Here is a 17,772-nt window from a genome sequence, read left to right as displayed (position 1 = left end):
TATCATGCCAGAAATGAGTCAAAGAACTGTAGATACTGTAGAGCGTTGGTTAAACGATCCGTATGTGGATGAAGAGACGAAGAAAGAGCTGCGTGCGTTAGAGAATGATGCGAAAGAGCTGGAGGAACGGTTCTATCGCGATTTGGAATTCGGGACAGGCGGTCTTCGCGGCATTATCGGCGCAGGCAGCAATCGGATCAATAAATATACAGTGGGTCGCGCGACTCAAGGTTTTGCTCGTTATATTTTGGAGACTCACGGCAACGCAGAAGGCAAGCCTTCTGTAGTTATTGCGCATGATTCCCGTCATTTTTCACCGGAGTTTGCTCTTGAAGCCGCATTGGTACTTGCAGGCAATGGAATAACAGCGAAGTTGTTTCCATCTTTGCGCTCCACTCCACAACTGTCGTTCAGTGTGCGTCATCTGAATGCAACGGGAGGTATTGTCATCACGGCAAGTCACAATCCGCCGGAGTACAATGGATACAAGGTCTACAACGCTGAAGGCGGACAGCTTGTACCACATGAAGCAGAACAGGTGATTTCACATATCCAGGAAGTAGATTCTTTTGCTGCTGTGAAGAGACTGTCACAGGAACAAGCAGAAGCTGAGGGCCTTTTGGTATGGCTCGGAGAAGCAGAGGATCAGGCCTTTATCGATACAGTAGCCAGTGTTAGTGTGAATCGCGATCTTATTGCTTCCAAGCTGGGAGAAGATATCAAGATTGTCTACACTCCACTGCATGGCACAGGGAATGTTCCAGTTCGTCAGGTTCTTGAGCATATCGGCTTTAAGAATGTATACATTGTTCCTGAACAAGAGAAGCCGGATGCTGAGTTCTCAACCGTGAAGTCGCCGAACCCGGAAGAACGTGAAGCGTTCACGCTTGCGATCAAGCTTGGCGAAGAAGTTGGAGCTGATATTCTGATCGGAACAGACCCGGATGCAGACCGTATGGGAGCTGTCGTGAAGAACAGCCAAGGCGAGTTTGTTGTTCTGTCCGGCAATCAGTCGGGTGCAATTATGGTTCATTATTTACTTAGCCAGTTGAAAGAAGCAGGGAAGATGCCTGATAACGCTGCAGTAGTTAAAACCATTGTAACGAGTGAGATGGGCGCGACGATTGCCGAGCATTATGGTGCGACGGTCATGAATACATTGACAGGCTTTAAATATATCGGGGAGAAGATGACCCAGTTCGAAAAGACAGGTCAGTATACATATCTGTTCGGATATGAGGAAAGCTACGGCTATCTAGCAGGAAATTATGCACGCGATAAAGATGCTGTGCTTGCTAGCATGCTCATCTGTGAAGCGGCAGCTTATTACAAAGGTCAAGGTAAGACATTGTATGATGTGCTGCAAGAATTGTATGAACAATTCGGCTATTTCATGGAATCCTTGGAGTCCCGTACACTGAAGGGCAAAGATGGTATTGCGCAAATTCAGGGCATTATGAGCAACTGGCGGAGCGCTCCTCCTGCAGAGATCGGCAACATTGCAGTTGAGCGTGTGCTGGATTATGCTGAAGGTTTGGATGGACTGCCTAAGGAAAATGTGCTTAAATACATGTTGGCAGATGGCTCTTGGTTCTGCCTGCGCCCATCGGGTACAGAGCCGAAGATTAAAGTGTATTTTGCGGTTCGGGGACAATCGCTTGAAGATGCTCAGCAAAAAATGCAGACCCTCTCAAGTCTTGTCATGACCAGAGTGGATGCTTAATCGATACATTATTGCTAATAGATTCAAACGATCGGGATTCTTCCGCTATGTATGAAGGTGGAAGAATCCCGTAAGTTCAATGAGGAGGAACTTTCGTGCATCAGAAATGGAAACACTGGAATGTAGCAGCTCGTAAGTGGCTGTGGATTCTAGTTGTTCTGGGCGTTGCGGCCGCCCTGCCTGTAGGCTATGACCGCGTACAAACAGAATCGACTGCGAAGAAAGTTGAGTTTGTATTTGACTATCGTGACTTGCTGGATATTTCGGTATACCAGACTCATCCACAGGATTTTATTGAAGAGCAGCTGACCAGGTTACAGCAAGCCGGTGTGGGAAGTATGGCTCTATTTGAAAGTACGCTTGATGAGTTCGTTAAGTCACGGAGGATAACGGTTTATGATGGGCAGCAGGTGGCCGATCTGACAGGAAAGGTTACCCCAACCAATGAGAACTATACGTATGTGTCCTTTATAAATGAAGAGAGCAAGAATCAGATTAAGCCGATTATTGAAGAGACATTCACAAGACTCGGCATTCCTGTAAAACCGTGGACGTTCAAGGATACGGACGGATTGATTCTGGAGACGGCCAAACAAGATGCATTACTGAAGCCGATGTCTCCGGACCCGATTACGATAGCGATGCTTCGTGATAAAGGCTTTACTATCGTCCCTCGTTTATCCGACAGCTTGCCATACGATCAGGCATATATGGAACGACTGATTTCCTATTTTGCTGACAATGGGGTTAAGCGACTTCTCTTCGACGGTGAATCCGTTAAAGGATTTAATGATGATGAGGAAATGGACAGTCTGGAGTCCTTTGGAGAACTGCTGAATAAGTACAACATTGGTCTTACAGCTATTGAGAACATTAAGAAGCCGCAAAAAGGCTTTGAAAAGCTCGCTTACCTTACCGACTATAATGTGGTTCGTATTTACTCCCTTAGTGAGAGAGATGCATCGCTGAAGACGAATGTGATTAGCGACCGCTTCGTACTGGCATCTAAGGACCGGAACATCCGTATGTTCTATTTGAATGCTGAACCGCTTAGAGATACAACAACAGCATCAATAACGAGCCCGCTGGATAACCTCATTGAGAGCTTAACTGAACCGGGTCATGCGATTAGAGATATTGAGAAGAATGGCTTTACCATCGGACAAGCCGAAGCGTTTAAAGTGACCGATTCTTCGATGCAGCGCTATTTCAAGATCGGTGCTGTAATTGGTGCGATCGCGCTCATCTCTCTGATGATCTCTTATTTCATTCCGTTCCTGACGATTCCAGCCTTCGTGCTTGGATTGATCGGAAGCGCTGGTCTGTATGTGCTGAACGCAGAGCTGATGGAACAGGCGCTGGCACTTGCTACGTCGATTAGTGGACCTACGGTTGCTATGATCTTGGCCGTAAGAAAAGTTAACGAGGCTAGCCGTACGAATACGAATAAGAACATCAGTACAGGAAGACGCTTATCACACGCTCTTGTGTTGTTCCTGAAGACAACGATTCTATCTCTTGCAGCTGTACCGCTCGTGATCGCACTGCTTAACAATGTAACGTACATGCTTGTGCTGGATCAGTTCCGCGGGGTAAACCTGCTGGCTATGGCACCTATGCTGTTAACGGCCGTGTATGTTCTTCTGTACCGTGGTGGCAAAATGTCACGTGTGGGTGTGATTTCTCTGCTCAAGTCACCAATCAATATTGCAATGGTTATAGCTGCAGGTATTCTAGGCGCGGCAGGAATGTATTATTTGAGCCGTACAGGAAATGCAGGCCAGGTATCATCACTTGAAATGGCATTCCGTTCATTCCTGGAGAACACGTTCGGGGTACGCCCACGGAATAAAGAATTCCTGTTCGCACATCCGATTATGCTGCTAGGTCTGTTCCTGTCATTTAAATATCGTCATGCGGCTTATCTGTTAATCTTCGGTGCGATGGGTCAATTATCTATCGTGGGCACATTCACACATATTCATTCACCAATTTATATCTCGACAATCCGTGGATTGCTCGGTCTGGTTCTTGGGCTGATTATCGGTTTGATTGCAATCCTGGTATGGCAAGTCGGAGAAAGGATCTGGAAACGATGGTCTCATCTACTAAGACAATAGTCATTTCCGGATATTACGGATTTAAGAATAGCGGCGATGAAGCCGTATTGACATCGATTTTGGCAGCATTGGTAGAACAGGGGAAGGAAGCGGGCGTTAAGATTGAGCCCGTTGTTCTCTCCATAGATCCTGAATGGACATCTAAGGTATACGGTGTCCGTTCGGTACACCGAATGAAGCTTGGCGAGGTTCGGCGTGCGATTAAGGAAAGTGACGGATTGATCAGCGGGGGTGGAAGCTTGCTGCAGGATGCAACAAGCCCCAAGACCATTCCGTATTACCTGGCTATTATCAAGATTGCGCAGTGGCTGAAGAAGCCAACCTTTATCTACGCTCAAGGCGTGGGACCTGTGAACCGAAAGCTGTTCAATCCGATGATTCGATCCGTGTTTCGGAAGTGTTCCTATATATCGGTGAGGGATGTTCAATCCGGCCAACTGCTGGAGTCGATGGGCATTCGCTCAGAAGACATTCACATTGTTCCCGATCCCGTTATGGGACTGCCGCTGCCTGATGTGAAACCTGAAGATATGGCTGAAATGGCTGACGGAACAGATAACGTGGAGCATCCGTCAGACAGTGAACTTCCGGTGATCGGTATTTCGGTTCGTTTCTGGGATCCAGAGCGCCGTGATCTGAATGCGATAGCTGAGGCGCTCGCAGTGCTCATGCGTAAACGGCCAGTACATCTTCGCTTCTTGCCGTTTTATCAACCTGGTGGTGATATGGAAGCTTCTGAGTATATTACGGACAAGATGGGTGATATTACATCATACGGTGGAAAAATCAGTTTTTACACCGAAGAGAAGCAGCCTCAGGACATGCTTCGTGAAGTAAGCCAGTGTCAACTCATTCTTGGCATGCGTCTGCACAGCTTGATTTATGCGGCCAATCAAAGAGTACCGCTTGTTGGGATCTCCTATGATCCGAAGATCGATCATTTCCTGACAAGGCTGGACAGTGCAGCCATTGGAAGTACTGACTCGCTAGTTCCGGGGGATCTGACAAGACATATGATCTCACTCTTGGATGCTCCTGAAGCTTGGAAAGACGAGCATGAGGCCCAGATTACACGGCTCAAGCAGGAGGCTCAGCTTCCGGCCCGTCACATCGCTAACTATCTAGGTAACAGAAGGTGATATTGTGAACCAGTCAACCAAGATTCCGACCGTTTCTATTTTTGATATTCCGTTCTCGAAACTGAGTATGGATGATACGGTGGCCTACTTGACCGAAGCGGTCAAATCAGGCCGACCGCATCAAGTGATTACAGCGAATCCAATCATGGTCATGGCTGCACTCGACAACCCTGAATACAAGAAAATGATGCAAAGCGCGGATATTATCGTTCCTGACGGTACAGGTATTGTATGGGCGGCAGGGGTCGGCGGCGATCCGCTGAATGAACGCGTTACGGGTTTTGATATGCTACATGAACTGATGAAAGTCGGAGAAAACTACAGATGGAAGTTCTTTTTGCTGGGTACAACGCCTGAAGTGATTCAGGCAGCTGCCGAGCGGTTACAAATGCAGTATCCGGCAGCTATTATTGCCGGCTATCGTGACGGCTTTTTTGGACCGGAACAAGATGATGAGGTTATTGAAGAGATCAGAGCGGCATCTCCTGACTTGCTGTTTGTTGCCCGTGGGGCGGATACACAGGAGCCTTGGATTGCGCGCTATAAAGAACGTCTCGGTGTACCTGTCATGATGGGTGTTGGCGGCAGCTTTGATATCATTTCGGGTAAGTCCAAGCGGGCTCCCAAAGCATTTCAAAAGCTCCGTTTGGAATGGTTTTACCGTTTATTACGGGAACCGACCCGGTTCAAAAGAATGCTTGCGCTCCCGAAATTCGCAATTAAAGTACTGCGCGAGAAAGAAAAAGTTACTAAAACTAGCTAATTTGATGTTTTTTGTGGATAAAATCCGCGATTTCGCCGGAAATTGGTATTGGTTTTCGGTTGCGAAGGGAGTATAATTCAACACGGTAGACAATATTGGGGGTTGAATGATTACATGGTAAAGATATACATCATCGGGTTTGTCGTGTCGTTGTTACTGGCTCTGTTCTTGACACCGCTCGTGAAGAAATTCGCGGTAAAGGTTGGCGCTGTGGACGTCCCGAACGCCCGTAAAGTGCATACACGAATCATGCCCCGGTTGGGCGGATTAGGAATATATCTGGCATTTGTCCTCGGTTTGATCGCCGTGCTCCCTTTTATTCCTGAAAGTCTGTCACCGCGCGACGCGAACTTTATGAAGGCATTTCTGATCGGTGGATCAATGATCGTTCTGATCGGTGCTTTGGACGACCGTTTCCAACTGTCGGCTAAGGTGAAATTTCTAGCTCAGATTGTTGCAGCTTGTGTTGTTGTATTTGGATTTAATATTACAGTTGATTTTGTTAATATACCTTTCCAGGATCGTTACTCCATGCTGGAGAGCTGGATCTCTATCCCGCTTACGATTTTCTGGATTGTTGGGGTAACGAATGCCATTAACCTGATTGATGGGCTTGATGGTTTGGCTGCCGGTGTGTCCGGTATTGCCATTGGAACAATTCTGGTCATGGCCCTCTTGATGGGGAATACGACCGTAGCCATGCTCTGTCTGCTCTTGCTCGGTGGAATTATCGGATTCCTATTCTTTAACTTCCATCCAGCCAAGATATTTATGGGAGATGCGGGGTCACTGTTCCTCGGATTCAGTTTGGCCATGCTGTCCCTGCTCGGATTTAAGCAGATTGCGATCGTGTCCTTTATTACGCCACTGATCATTATCGGTGTGCCACTGTCGGATACATTCTTCGCGATCATCCGCCGGAAGATTCAGAAGAAGCCGATCTTTGCCCCGGATAAAGGGCATTTGCATCACTGCCTGCGCGAATTGGGCTTCAGTCACCGCCAGACCGTGCTGATGATTTATGGGATTGCTGCATTCTTCGGTGTCCTGGCTATCATTCAGTCTTCAGCTGCGATGTATGAAGCGAACTGGGTCACATTCGTTGTGATCTGTATTATGATGTTCGTCCTGCAGATCGGTGCAGAGATCATTGGACTGGTCGGCAAGACCAAACGTCCACTGCTTGGACTGATTAACCGGTTCCGGGTTAAGGCGAATGCAGAGTCTCGGACGAAGTAACAAGTCGTTTAGAAATTATATAACGCAAAGTTTCCTGTTATCGTAAATATAATTCATATCGTTATACTGTATATGTACAAGCAGCCTCACCCAAATTAGGGTGAGGCTTTTTTATGATTTTTTCTAAAATATGGCGGCTTAGGAGCCGATATAAGAAGAAAGTAAAGTGTGATGAATAAACACAAGGGAGAGATTGAAAGAATGCAGCGTTTAAAGCGACCTATTGTTTGGCTTATGTTAACGGCCATGTTGATTACCTTGTTGCCAAATGGATTTGCAAGTAAAGCTAGTGCAGCAACTTCCACAACACCTTCCGCAGCAACATATTTTATACCGGATATTGTTGAACTCAGAAATACAGCTTTGCTAAGTACAGAGCATGGGTCATCCCAGATTAATCGAGAAAATGTCTATAAGACAAATAATCCTACTTTAACAGCGACAGGCACCTTTTCGCATGTATCAAAAGATACTCTCAAAGTGAAAATTGAACAGTTAAATTCTGTTCCGGTAACAGGGGGAGGAATTCGGTGGGAGACCGATAGCAATCATTTTACAACCGGTCCCATTGTTGCGGATACGAATGCTACTAACAAATTCACAGCAAGTGATATGACTCTTTTTTCTGGGTTTAACAAAGTAACATTTTTTGGAATGCAGGGTGGAGTAGAACGTTCCGACTCATTCTATGTGTTGTACGATAGAGTGCCTTTTATCGAAAACCTACAGCTTATGGGCGCAGGTCCGACTCCAATTAATTTGAACGAAGGCATTCAAGTGGTTGTTCCTAATCAGACGGTAACTATACAAGGTTTAGCGAAAAATTCTACTAAAGTGACGGTTAAAGTTAACGGTGGTCCAGCATTATTCGCATCTCTTCTGGAAGATGGGACTTTCTTTACACCATCTTTAAGTTTCCAGCCAGGATTGAACACCATTGATCTCACCATTCAGAACGCCTCGGATTCTATAAGTATTTCACGTGGAGTGTATTACTTTGACAGTAATGAACCATTTACTAGCATAGATATCAAGCATGGAGGTAGTGATTTTCCTGCTCTGAGAACTACGCCTACACTAACAGATACAGCTAATACTGCTGAATTGGAAGTACAGGTTCTTGTACCATACGATTCAAACTCTTTTGCTGGTAATGCACAATACAGTCTAGGTGGTCAGCCTAACGTAACAGTTCCCGCAGGGGATGTACAAGATGAGAAGATAGTTCCTGGACCTAACGGTGTCACACCGGCTTATCGACTGGTAACTTTCAAGTCTCAGGCTTTTGCAGTAACAGCTACTGGCAGCCAATCCGTTAATATTACATTAACATATGGTACGTTTAGTACAGCGTATAATGTTCAATATAAGTATCTTCCGAATGAAACAGTTATCAAGGGTGTAGATCTATTGCCAGAATATAATGGTACACAAGATATTTCTGGAGTGACTCGCATTCCTTTAAATGGTTCTCAAGTGGATTCATCTGACTTTTATATTGTGGTCAGAACAGAGAAGCCGTCCGACCCTCAGTTAGTATTAGTAGCTAAATATTTGCCGTTAAGTGCAAATTCTTTGAACTTAACACTGGTAGATCCACAGCCTGCCGGCCTTGGAAGCAATGAATTGGTTTATAAGATCAATGGTTTCTCGAATGGACAGCAAAAGGTAGGTTTCCAATATACCGGTTCAACTTCCATATTCACGGCAGATATATCATATGTTTCGAAGAACTATATCTATGTAGCTAATTTATATGATGGGCAAACGTACTCGTTTGATTCCAAAACTTCTCATACAATGAATGTAACGGGAGAGTATATCGGTTTTGAGAACATTAGTGACCCCCATTTTAATGCTCAAGTCTTTGTGAATGGGATTAATGCAGATCCAAATCCGAGCAACCCTGGCAAATGGTTAGATATAACCACTAACCCCAAAAAAGCTACATTTAACTTGAATATCATCATTGATGCTGCAGGTCCGCTCGTTTATGGTGAGAATCGAATCGTCTTCACTGGAACAGCTACAGATGGAGTAGGAAACACCAGGGAAATTCGTAAAGAACTTAAAATTTATATTATCGATGAGAACATCTCTAAAATTTCGAAATTCATGCCAACACTTGCAGTTACCAACAGAGAGCCATTTGATAATGGTAATCCAGGGAGTTATTCAATTGATAAGATGAATCGGATTTTCTCGATAACGCCAGACTTTATCCTCAATAATGATAAATATGAGACGAGTCAGCAAAAGTATGATTTAGTATTGCGTGGAAGCGGGGCATCCAAGTTAAATCTACGTTTTGGGTCGCAACTGTTTTTCACGAAAGATATTAAGGAAAGGGATTCTTTTGAACATATACAATCTCATGTGTTCACATTTGAAGGTAAGGACTACTACTACAGCTTTGCAGGTGATGAAAAGGACTTTATCCTCCGTATCAATGATATTCCTTTTGAAGTAACAGGCAGTCATGTCTACAACTTGGAGTTGGTCAATGGAACGGGAGCTCGCACTACACAACGTTTAGAGCTCAATCGCGAAGTCACTCCTTATCGCATTTTGTCTCCTCAGCCGACAGTTGGAGACCAGATTGTAGTTAATAAGAATTTCGTGCGTTTCGATATTGAGGCGGAGGGAGCAACTCAAGTAATTATCGGTAAAGAGCAAGCAGTTAAACGTCAAGACCTTCAAAATCGCTTTGTACTTGATTACGTGGGATTGAAAGAAAATAAATCTAATAAAATCGACATAGAGGTTGTCAGAGAAGGTAGCAAAATTAAAGATTCTATATATGTTTACTATTCCAGTTCTGTGACGATAGATTCTCAGTACATGACTACAAAGCCATCTAATAAATACTCTGTGTTTGGCAAAAAAGTAGAGCTATCATTCCCAAAAGGAACGATATTACAATCAGCAAGTCGAAATGGATCGGGTCTTACAAAATTTTATCCTGATACAAAGCTTCTATTTGGCATTGCTGATCCAAGTGATGGAGTTGTTGAGCGCCGGAATGATTATGGAAACATCATAAACGTAACGACAGATGACAGGACACCAGGTGGATTGAACACGATTACGATACCCGACTATCTTGTAACCCGTTTCAACTCAACAGTAGATACGAGTAACTTTTCCCGAGTGTCAGATATCTATTGGATAAGCGGAGGCATTGGTGAGCAGAATGATCGTGGTCAGACAGGTTATAAACCTGCAACTAACGGTATTGCACCGTATTCTATAGAGGGAAACTTCACTGAATTTACAGCAGACCGCAAGATTTCACCATCCAATCGGGGCGAACTGACTCTTTCCTTTGACGCTAATATTGTTGATGGAATAGGTTCCAACATATCCGTATTCCGTTATACTGACAAGGGATATTGGGAGAATGTTGGGGGAGAAGTGGATTCTAAGAATCATAAGGTGACAGTGTCATTCGATCAATTCGGTTACTATAAGGTAATGAAGCTTCGTCAGGGGTACAGTGATATTACGAATCATCCATGGGCACGGAACATTCTCAATGCTCTGTACTCGAAAGGAATAATGAAAAACCTGCGATTCAATGAGTTTGGAACGGATGATCAGACTACACGCGGTGAATTTGCTTCACTTCTCGTTAAGGGACTTAATATTCCATTGAACTATGATGATAAACAGACCTTCTTTGATATTGTTCCGGGAGCCCGTTCAACTACATGGGATTACGAGCACATTGAAACTGCTGCAAGAGCAGGTATTGTTCAAGGACTTAGTGAAGGTTTCTTCGGAGCAGAACAGAGAATTACTAGGGAGCAAGCTGCAGTAATGATTGCTCGAGCAATGAGTCTCAAGCTAGCGAAGAATGATGACAAGCTTCAGGCCACATTAGCCAAGTCTTTTGCAGACTCGTCAAAAGTGAATTATTATTCTCGTCCAGCGATTGTAGCCGTATCTAAAGCAAAAATAATGGAGGGTAGCCCTGTAACTATTGCGGGTCAGAAGAAACCGGTATATCATTTTAATCCTAAAGGCAATATGACTCGTGCGGAGGCAGGAAAAATAGCGGTTGAACTTCTCAAAAAAAGTACGAACTTATTCCCTCAGAACTTAAGCTAAATAAAATTAAACAACTACCCTATTCTGACGGATAGGGTAGTTCTCTTTATGACAGAATTATTTCATCTATATCTAATTTTTGTAATTTGATGAAGAATGCGCTACAATAACCAAAGCACATACTATTTTTTAGAGGGTGAAGAAGAACTTATGAAGCCGTTATTATCGAAAGCACAGTTGGATTATACGAAAGCGAAGTCTCAATTCGAAGATAGAGCCAAGGTAATGGAGAAGAAAATTGAGCTTGCCCGTGGTGTTCATGGCGAGATTACACAAGAGATCATGGAAGGGCTAGTCCTCGAAACAGGCTTTCATGATGCGTTTAACGATTTGACGCTGGCTGAGAATGAATTGATCAAATGGTCCCACGTTACAATTAAACATGAGAAGACTTACCGTGATAATAAAGTTGAGATTGAAATGATGTATGATAAATTGAATGAAGATCCAGAAATGCGTGCTCGTGTGATTCAGCTCGCTATGAAAATTCGCTAGAATTTTACAAAGACGCCGAAAGGCGTCTTATTTTGTTTCTATGTCGCGAAACATATTATAAATCCATTGTTAGATGCTATAATGACAAGTACAACAAGTTTTTGTGAAAAAAATAAAAAAAATATTGGTAACATCCGCAACTTTTTCCTTTGTGGAACGTTTAAGATGTAGAACACAATGAATCACCCAGTATGTACCTATTAAAGAAACTTGTCTATAAATTAGAAAATTCTTCTTTACGGTATATGGGACTCATTGTATAATACCTAGGTAGGATTATAGGAAACTACTCTAGTTTGTAATGTTCTTTTTGTTTACAGGTTTCTGTGATACCCGTCACAGACATCATTTATATGATTTCTGCTCACACTCGGGAAAGGAGGTGCACGACTAATGAGTAACAAGAGCTATCATTCTAATCCAATTAAAGAAAATAATCAGGTTTTGATTCAAGGAGGAGAAAAAAAGGTTATGAAGAAAATTTTATCCGTAGCACTGTCTACAGCAATGGCATTCTCCATGTTTGCTTCTGTTGCATTCGGTGACGATGCAAAACTTACAACAGCAGAGAAGTTCAACGTATTGAAAGATGCTAAGATTCTAACTGGATATCAAGATGGATCTATGGGTCTTGAGAAAGACTTGACTCGCGCAGAATTCGCGACAGTTGTATCCAAGCTGATGGGTCTTAAGCCAATCGAAGGTCAACTTTCTTTCAAAGACAAAGGTTACACAGCTAAGAACTGGTCTGTTAAATACATCGAAGCAGTTTACGCTGCTGGTCTGATGGAAGGTAAGAACACAACGAAGAAAATCTTCGACTACAACGGTAAAATTACTGTTCAAGAAATGGCTGCTGTACTAGTACGCGCAACTAAACTTGAAGTGCCAACAGAAACAGATAACGATGCTTCTGCATGGGCTAAAGGTTATGTTCAAGCGGCAATTAATGCTGGCATCATCGAAAAAGGTGCTGCTCCAAAAGCAAATGCAACTAGATCTCAAATGACTGAAACTGCATATGCAATTTGGTTGAGTGAACAACAACCAGCAGTAGTTTCTTACGAAGTTAAAGAAGACGGTAAAGTAGTTGAATTCAAACTCGCTAATGGCGATGTTGTGCCGGTGACCCCTGAAACTCCTTTGAAAGCTAACGTAGAAACTGTAGTGACATTTAAACATGCTAACTACGATTACAGCGAAAAAGTAACTTGGGTTGTGACTGCAGCTACTAAAGTTCAAGGTGTATCTGCTAGCAACTACAAACAAGTAGTTGTAGCATTCGATGGTGATGTTGATAAAGCTACTGCAACAAATCCTTCGAACTACTCCATCTCTGGACTTTCTTTCTCTGCAGCAGCTTTGAGTGAAGATGCTAAAACAGTTACTTTGACTATCGCTCAAGATAGTGGAAAATTGGATCGTCAGAAAGAATACACAATTAACCTTAAAGGTGTTAGAAATGCTGACAGAACTAAAACTTTTAGCGATGCAGTTAAGTTCTCCCCGGTTGATACAACTCTTCCAGAAGTGAAGGAAGTTGTTGGATTGGGAACAAAAGCATTTAAAGTTGTATTCTCAGAGCCAGTACAACAGTCTTCTGTTGTATCGACTTCCAACTTCATGGTAGATGGTAAGGCAGTTAGTGGATACGTTACTTACCAATACCCTAACATTGCAATCATCAGCACAGACTTGGCTGTTGGTTCTCATGAACTGACTGTTAGAAACGTGAAGGACTATGCAGATTTCACGATCCTTTCTGCTAGCTCCAACTTCACTGTTGCTGAAGATAAAACGGCTCCAGAAGTTGTAGGCGCAACTACTAATGATTTGACAAGAGTTGAAATTGAGTTCAATGAAACAATCAAATCAGTAAGCAAAGTTTACCAAACTTCTTCAAGCAAAACTGCTACTTACACAATCTCTGACAACAAAGTGATTGCGACTTTCTCCGATCCTAACAAGCTTAGCTTGGCAGAAACAACAATCTACCTTGAAGGGGTAACAGACTACAGCAATAACTCTGCTAACCGCGAAGTTAAAGTAACACCTGTACTTGATACTGAGCGTCCAACGGTTGTTGGTGTAGAAGCTGATGTAGATAAAGGTAACCATGAGTTTACCGTAGAATTTAGTGAAGCTGTACTTTTAGGTGATATTACTAATCCAGCAAACTACGTTCTTAAGGATAAAGATGGTAAAGTTGTAACTGGTAAAGGCTTCACAACTAAAGGTAACCCAGTTAAAGCTCCTGAGTTTGTAACAGGTTCCCAAAACAAAAAAGTTAAGATCACTTCCATCGGTCAGTTGGCTTCCGGCGTTTACACTCTGGAAATCAGCAACATCCGTGACGTAGCAGCGATTGGTAACACTATGTTGCCATACTCTACAACTATTGACCTTGCCGACATTGAAAAGCCAAAAGTGCTGTCCACTTCTTACTACGAAGTGACTACACCTGGTAACTCTTCGACATTTACTGGATTGGACATTATTGTTCATTACAGTAAGCCAATGGCATTTGATGGCGTAGGTAACGTGCTTGAAGCTAATAAATACAACTATGCTTCGACTGCAAACGCTGCAACTTACCTCCCATTACCAGTGAATTCATCTGTATCTGCAATTAATGCTGAAACAGTACGTATTTCCTTGCCTGCTAAAGAAGGTGGATATATAACAACTAATGATGATGGGGTTAAACAAGCAATCAGCCTGCGTGTAGTAAACGTTGCTGATGCTAATGGCAACTACATTTCAAACAATGTTGTAACTACAGCTGTTAACGAAAAAGGACAACAATATGTTGATCTGAAGACAGTTAAAGCTACTGACAACAACACAATCGTTGCTGAATTCGAAGGACCGCTTTCTTACGTTCAAGCATCTGACTTTATTGTAACAGCTGGAGAATCCACTTATGGTGTTGTTGTTGTAAGCAACAATAACGGTGTAGTCACTTTTGATCTTGCTGGTGACAATAAACTTGCTCCAGAAGTTGGTGATAATGTAACCCTCAGCGTTAAAGGTGGAAATCATACAGTTCAAACCGTTAACAATAATGGTTTGAAAGCTAGAGGAAGCAAAGACATTACCGATGCAATTAGCCCAACTTATGTGGAAAAAAGCGTAGCATTTAAAAATGGTGAGGACAACACAACTGTTGCAACACTAACATTTGATGAAGCGTTGGTTGTATTTAACAACCCAACTGCGTTCGTCGTACATGTAGATGGTGAACCAGTTGATGTTACAAAAGTAGAACGCAACAGCGGGGATAACAAGAAAGTAGAAATCACGTTCAAAGCTGCTACTGTTGCAGGTAAGACTGTTGAAATCTACTCCAGCAGCAACTTCGCTTCTGCTAAATTTGTGACAGATACAGCAGGTAATGCTGCTAACGCAGTTGCAATTAACTAATACCTGCGCAATTGTGATAATATGGGAGGAGTCCATTCATAAGAATGGGCTCCTCTTTACTTGTATGGGCAACACAGTTAAATTAATATTTAATGAAAGGAGGAGAATTGATGGAAAGGAAACTAAGAGTAATAACTATAATAAGTATGCTTGTTGTAGGAGCAATTGCAGGCTCTCTCCTAAACACAACAGCTGATGGAGCAAGTAACTTAGCTACTCCCGGCACAACCAACGACCCTGTCGTAACCAAAAGCTACGTAGATCAACAAATCCAGAAGGCACTGGGTAACGGTAGCTCGTCTGAACCAAGCAACCCAAGCACGCCATCCCAAAGTGGAGACGAGATCAAAGTCGTAACTCTTAAACCCGGTAAGATCCTAATCGCTAACGCTGGCGCAGAGTTTATCGTGCGCTCAGGTAAGGCTGTCATCTATACGCAAGACTCTAATGGTGTTGCGGATCTGACAGCTGGTGTGGATCTGCTTAATGGACAAGTTGCGCCATCTAACCATCTGTTGTCATTCCCACGGGAAGGCCGGGGGATCAAGGTTAAGGATGGAGTGAATAGCAACCTTGTTGTTATGGTTCGCGGCGGCTATACACTTCAGAATCAGTAATAATTCCTACTAATAATTATTGCCAGATGTGACAACGTTTTATACGTGTATGCAAGGAAATAAACACAGATAATACTCCTGTAAACCAACATTGCAGGAGGTGCATCAGCATGGCTAATAAACGTAGTAATCGTCAGGTCGTACCAGAAAGCCGTCATATGTTGAATCAGATGAAGTATGAGATCGCAGCAGAGTTTGGATTGAACGTGGGACACGGTAGCAGCTCGTATGGAGCAGATACCGAATTTGGTTCTGAGCTCGGAGTCATGAGTGCAAATTCATCATCCCGTCGCCCAGGCTGGGGGCATTTGACCTCACGAGAGAATGGCTCTGTGGGCGGAGAAATTACGAAGCGTTTGGTTCGACAAGCTGAGCAAGGTATGTTTGGTCAGCTGTAGTATTTTTTCACGATAACCCGGTATTTATTACATGAATTTTTCTCTGTTTGAAATCGTGAAGAAAATCGGTGAAAAACCTTGAAAAACTGCTTGGCAGCTGGATTGACACCGGGTTTTAAATACGTTAATATGCATGTTGAGGATTTGTACATTCAAACCTTTTCCAATCGGAAAAGGTTCATTTTTTGTGTAGGACCTCTACTTAAATATAAGAAGTATAAAATTTGCTTTATATTTACTTATATTGATATTGAAACGCCATCGTACTTGAGAAGACGAAGGAATACGTTTCACATGTTATAACATACTATCCATATGGGAGGTTGATCTCATGTCTGTAACAGGGCGACGTTTATTTACTTCTGAGTCCGTAACTGAAGGACATCCGGATAAAATCTGCGATCAGATTTCCGACGCGGTACTCGACGCTTTCTTGGCCAACGATCCCAACGCACGCGTTGCATGCGAAGTATCTGTAGCTACAGGTCTGGTATTGGTTATTGGTGAAATTAGCACGAAATCCGAATATGTGGACATTCCATCCATCGTAAGAAATACCGTGAAAGAAATCGGGTATACCCGTGCTAAATACGGTTTTGACTACAATACTTGTGCTGTATTGACTTCGCTTAACGAACAGTCAGCTGATATTGCACAAGGGGTAAACGCTGCACTGGAGAATCGTGACCCATCCCAAATGGATCAGGAAACCGAGAACATTGGCGCAGGCGACCAAGGCTTGATGTTCGGTTTTGCAACGAATGAGACTCCTGAATTGATGCCTCTTCCAATCGCATTGTCCCACCGCATTGCTCGCCGCTTGTCGGAAGTGCGTAAAGACGGTACGCTGGACTATCTTCGTCCGGATGGCAAAACTCAGGTTACGGTTGAATATGATGGCAATAAGCCAGTACGTGTAGATACGATCGTTGTATCGACACAACATGCAGAAGAAGCGACACTGGAGCAAATCCAGAAAGATATTAAAGAACAAGTTATTCTTCCGGTTGTTCCTGCGGAACTTCTTGATGAAGAAACGAAATATTTCATTAACCCAACAGGCCGTTTCGTAATCGGCGGACCTCAAGGGGATGCGGGTCTGACTGGACGTAAGATCATCGTTGATACCTATGGCGGTTATGCTCGTCATGGCGGCGGTGCATTCTCCGGTAAGGATCCGACAAAAGTTGACCGTTCTGCAGCATACGCTGCTCGCTACGTAGCTAAGAACCTAGTTGCAGCAGGCCTCGCTGATAAATGTGAGATTCAGCTTGCTTACGCAATCGGTGTAGCTAACCCTGTCTCCATCAGTGTTGACACGTATGGCACAGGTAAAGTAAGCGAAGAGAAGCTGGTTGAGCTTGTTCGTAACAACTTCGACCTGCGTCCGGCTGGTATTATCCGCATGCTGGATCTGCGTCGTCCGATTTACAAGCAGACTGCAGCTTACGGCCACTTTGGTCGTACAGATGTGGAATTGCCTTGGGAGCAAGTGGATAAAGCTGATATTTTGAAAGCTCAAGCTGGCATCTAAGTTTTAACAACTACTTGTTAGATGATGGTCTTAGCGTAATGACTAGGACATCACCATATTATTCATACCATGAGAAGCTGGTATCTGGTAACGGATATCGGCTTCTTTTTTTGCGTTGACATAAGTATGATTGCTAGAATTGTCATCCTATCATTCCAACATATGATACAAAACTCGTAGATGATTAGAATAATTAAGCGAAAACAATAGA

The 17,772-nt window shown here is 43.3% G+C and carries 11 protein-coding genes; all 11 read left to right on the top strand.

Annotated elements, in window-relative coordinates:
- The first annotated feature begins 4 nt into the window (after window positions 1-4).
- The 11 genes from ACFQV5_RS06680 (at window position 5) to metK (ending at window position 17,561) form a co-directional block, all read left to right on the top strand.
- On the top strand, window positions 5-1,723 hold the full coding sequence (locus ACFQV5_RS06680; RefSeq protein ID WP_379244909.1) for a phospho-sugar mutase: 1,719 nt from the start codon (window positions 5-7) through the stop codon (window positions 1,721-1,723).
- A gap of 95 nt (window positions 1,724-1,818) precedes the next feature.
- Window positions 1,819-3,843 carry a DUF5693 family protein gene (locus ACFQV5_RS06675; protein WP_379244907.1) on the top strand — a complete coding sequence of 675 codons (2,025 nt, stop codon included), beginning with the start codon at window positions 1,819-1,821 and terminating at the stop codon, window positions 3,841-3,843.
- A complete protein-coding gene (gene csaB, locus ACFQV5_RS06670) occupies window positions 3,819-4,982 on the top strand; it encodes a polysaccharide pyruvyl transferase CsaB (RefSeq protein ID WP_379245670.1) in 1,164 nt (387 codons plus the stop codon). The genes ACFQV5_RS06675 and csaB overlap by 25 nt, the downstream gene beginning before the upstream one ends.
- 4 nt (window positions 4,983-4,986) lie before the next feature.
- The gene (locus ACFQV5_RS06665; RefSeq protein WP_379244905.1) at window positions 4,987-5,745 is read left to right on the top strand and encodes a WecB/TagA/CpsF family glycosyltransferase; all 759 of its coding nucleotides are present in this window, start codon (window positions 4,987-4,989) and stop codon (window positions 5,743-5,745) included.
- A 114-nt stretch (window positions 5,746-5,859) separates the two neighbouring features.
- Window positions 5,860-6,984 (top strand): MraY family glycosyltransferase, encoded by a 1,125-nt coding sequence (locus ACFQV5_RS06660; protein WP_379244903.1) that lies wholly within the window; start codon window positions 5,860-5,862, stop codon window positions 6,982-6,984.
- Window positions 6,985-7,155: 171 nt separating this feature from the next.
- Window positions 7,156-11,094, top strand: coding sequence for an S-layer homology domain-containing protein (locus ACFQV5_RS06655; protein WP_379244901.1), 3,939 nt, complete (start codon window positions 7,156-7,158; stop codon window positions 11,092-11,094).
- A gap of 150 nt (window positions 11,095-11,244) precedes the next feature.
- Window positions 11,245-11,589, top strand: a complete 345-nt coding sequence (locus ACFQV5_RS06650) for a hypothetical protein (RefSeq protein ID WP_379244899.1) — start codon at window positions 11,245-11,247, stop codon at window positions 11,587-11,589.
- Between the two features lie 393 nt (window positions 11,590-11,982).
- Entirely contained in the window at window positions 11,983-15,012 is a 3,030-nt protein-coding gene (locus tag ACFQV5_RS06645) for an S-layer homology domain-containing protein (RefSeq protein WP_379244897.1), read from the top strand.
- Window positions 15,013-15,122: 110 nt separating this feature from the next.
- The gene (locus tag ACFQV5_RS06640; RefSeq protein ID WP_379244895.1) at window positions 15,123-15,629 is read left to right on the top strand and encodes a hypothetical protein; all 507 of its coding nucleotides are present in this window, start codon (window positions 15,123-15,125) and stop codon (window positions 15,627-15,629) included.
- Window positions 15,630-15,739: 110 nt separating this feature from the next.
- Window positions 15,740-16,027, top strand: coding sequence for an alpha/beta-type small acid-soluble spore protein (locus ACFQV5_RS06635; protein ID WP_379244893.1), 288 nt, complete (start codon window positions 15,740-15,742; stop codon window positions 16,025-16,027).
- Window positions 16,028-16,358: 331 nt separating this feature from the next.
- A complete protein-coding gene (metK, locus tag ACFQV5_RS06630; RefSeq protein WP_379244891.1) occupies window positions 16,359-17,561 on the top strand; it encodes a methionine adenosyltransferase in 1,203 nt (400 codons plus the stop codon).
- Window positions 17,562-17,772: the final 211 nt, after the last annotated feature.

The organism is Paenibacillus sp. GCM10028914 (genome assembly GCF_042666275.1).
Lineage (GTDB): Bacteria > Bacillota > Bacilli > Paenibacillales > Paenibacillaceae > Paenibacillus_AQ.
This window is presented reverse-complemented; position numbering and strand designations above follow the sequence as displayed.

What these genes read in the sequence shown, in the direction of transcription:
- ACFQV5_RS06680 (WP_379244909.1), top strand. Translation starts at nt 5, where the DNA reads ATGCCAGAAATGAGTCAAAGAACTGTAGATACTGTAGAGCGTTGGTTA.
- csaB (WP_379245670.1), top strand. Translation starts at nt 3,819, where the DNA reads ATGGTCTCATCTACTAAGACAATAGTCATTTCCGGATATTACGGATTT.
- ACFQV5_RS06660 (WP_379244903.1), top strand. Translation starts at nt 5,860, where the DNA reads ATGGTAAAGATATACATCATCGGGTTTGTCGTGTCGTTGTTACTGGCT.
- ACFQV5_RS06655 (WP_379244901.1), top strand. Translation starts at nt 7,156, where the DNA reads ATGAATAAACACAAGGGAGAGATTGAAAGAATGCAGCGTTTAAAGCGA.
- ACFQV5_RS06650 (WP_379244899.1), top strand. Translation starts at nt 11,245, where the DNA reads ATGAAGCCGTTATTATCGAAAGCACAGTTGGATTATACGAAAGCGAAG.
- ACFQV5_RS06645 (WP_379244897.1), top strand. Translation starts at nt 11,983, where the DNA reads ATGAGTAACAAGAGCTATCATTCTAATCCAATTAAAGAAAATAATCAG.
- ACFQV5_RS06640 (WP_379244895.1), top strand. Translation starts at nt 15,123, where the DNA reads ATGGAAAGGAAACTAAGAGTAATAACTATAATAAGTATGCTTGTTGTA.
- ACFQV5_RS06635 (WP_379244893.1), top strand. Translation starts at nt 15,740, where the DNA reads ATGGCTAATAAACGTAGTAATCGTCAGGTCGTACCAGAAAGCCGTCAT.
- metK (WP_379244891.1), top strand. Translation starts at nt 16,359, where the DNA reads ATGTCTGTAACAGGGCGACGTTTATTTACTTCTGAGTCCGTAACTGAA.